Origin of the sequence: Kluyvera sp. Awk 3, assembly GCF_028069715.1 — a bacterium.
GTDB lineage: Bacteria > Pseudomonadota > Gammaproteobacteria > Enterobacterales > Enterobacteriaceae > Kluyvera > Kluyvera georgiana_A.
Genome location: NZ_JANEWH010000264.1, coordinates 1 through 1,860 on the forward strand (window position 1 = coordinate 1; position 1,860 = coordinate 1,860).

Consider the following 1,860-nt stretch of genomic DNA (forward strand, 5'->3'; position numbering starts at 1 on the left):
GTTTTAGATACGTTGACAACCTTATTTTCCTTAATGAAGATGATAAAAATGATTTGTTAGAGAAAACGAGAATTAATGTAAACAATGTGTCTGTATTAGGTGCCATTGGTCTTGATATCAATGAGTATCCCTATATACCCCCTCCGGTTGATCCTATTTCGTTCATTTTCGTTGCGAGGTTTTTGCAAGAAAAAGGGGTTTATGAATTCATTCAAGCGGCAAAAATAGTTAAGGCAAAATTTCCCGATACGCACTTTTATATGCTTGGAGATTTAGACGCTTTTAACCCGGGTAGTTTAAGTATCGAAAATTTTAACCAGCTGAAAAATAGTGGAATCATTGAATTACCGGGACATGTAGACAATGTTCAGGATTGGCTAGCGAAAGCCAGTGTTTTTGTCTTGCCATCGTATCGAGAGGGCTTTCCTCGTAGTACACAAGAAGCAATGGCGATGGGCAGAGCTGTGATAACGAGCGATGTACCAGGATGTAGGGAAACGGTTGTGGACGGAGTAAATGGCTTCCTTATACCGGCTCGCGCTTCTCTCGACTTAGCTGAAAGAATGTTTCGGTTTTTGCATAATCCAGAATTAATAACGATTATGGGTACGGCGAGCCACGAGATTGCTCGCGCACGATTCGATTCATCTATCGTCAATAATAAATTACTCAGCATCTTGCAACTTGATAAATATCGCAGCTAAGTAATATGCAGAGATTTGGTGTTAGCAATTATATAAAGGAAGTTTAATGGAACGTCTAGATTTGAGTCAGAAGCCAGATCATGCTCTGGAAGAAGCCACGATTCATTGTGCTCGCTATGCTAATGTATTACACCTTGTAAAGGACAAAGTTGTACTGGATATAGCATGTGGAGAAGGCTACGGTTCTGCGCTTCTGAAAAAGGCAGGTGCTAAACGTGTTGTCGCTATAGATATTTCAAAAGATTCTATTGATAGGGCCAAACACCTTTTCTCGGAATTTGATGTCGAATATCTGGCTGGTGATGCCAATACAGTAGCAGAAATTTGTGGTAAAGAAGTTTTTGATATTGTCATTTCAATTGAGACAATAGAACACATTGACACGCCTGAAATTTTCTTAACATCAATAAAATCCAGTGCCAAAAAAGATGCTGTTTTTTATATCTCTTGTCCTAATGATCACTGGTATTATCCTACTTCCGATGATTCTAACCCTTACCATGTCAGAAAGTATAATTTTCAGGAATTTACAAACCTGACAACTCACTGTTTGGGAAATAACGTACAGTGGGGTTTAGGTGGAGCGGTATTTGGTTTTGGTACTACACCTCTCGAGCGTAAGAATTTCTCGAAGCTGGGTAAATCTTGGATGGAGATCGATACTGCTGACTGTTCCATTAATGTATTAAATATAGACAACAAACAATTAACTACAGAAAATTGTAGTTACTTTGTTGGGTTATGGAATGCACCAGATTCTAATTTTAGCAACAGTATATTTAGTGTAGGCATGGATGCTTATGCACGGATGGTTGAAGAGTTTGAATGGAATGTTATTGACATCCTGAGGAAGAATCAACAAGAAAACAATGAAGCTTTGGAGTTGTTGCGTCAGGATAAATATGTACTTAGTCATGAGCTGAAAAAATCACGTTTGCTTTCTCAAGCCATTAATGCTGAAAATGCCGCATTGAGAGAAAGTTTGGCAAGAGAGCAAGCGAATATATTTTCCTTACAATCAACAATATCTTCAATGTCAGTTCCTTACTATAGATATTTAAAGCTTGTAAAAATAATTCCTCAGCCGATAAAAAATATCATTAAAAAAGCATATCAAATTTTTAGAGGCTAAATTTTATGGAATCACTTAATACAC

At 37.5% G+C, this 1,860-nt stretch carries 2 protein-coding genes; both read left to right on the plus strand.

From position 1 onward, the window contains the following. Positions 1 to 704: glycosyltransferase family 4 protein (locus NNN71_RS24480; protein ID WP_271459567.1), on the plus strand; the 704-nt coding region annotated here is incomplete at its 5' end. A gap of 46 nt (positions 705 to 750) precedes the next feature. Further along, the gene (locus NNN71_RS24485; RefSeq protein ID WP_271459568.1) at positions 751 to 1,836 is read left to right on the plus strand and encodes a class I SAM-dependent methyltransferase; all 1,086 of its coding nucleotides are present in this window, start codon (positions 751 to 753) and stop codon (positions 1,834 to 1,836) included. Positions 1,837 to 1,860 lie beyond the last annotated feature (24 nt).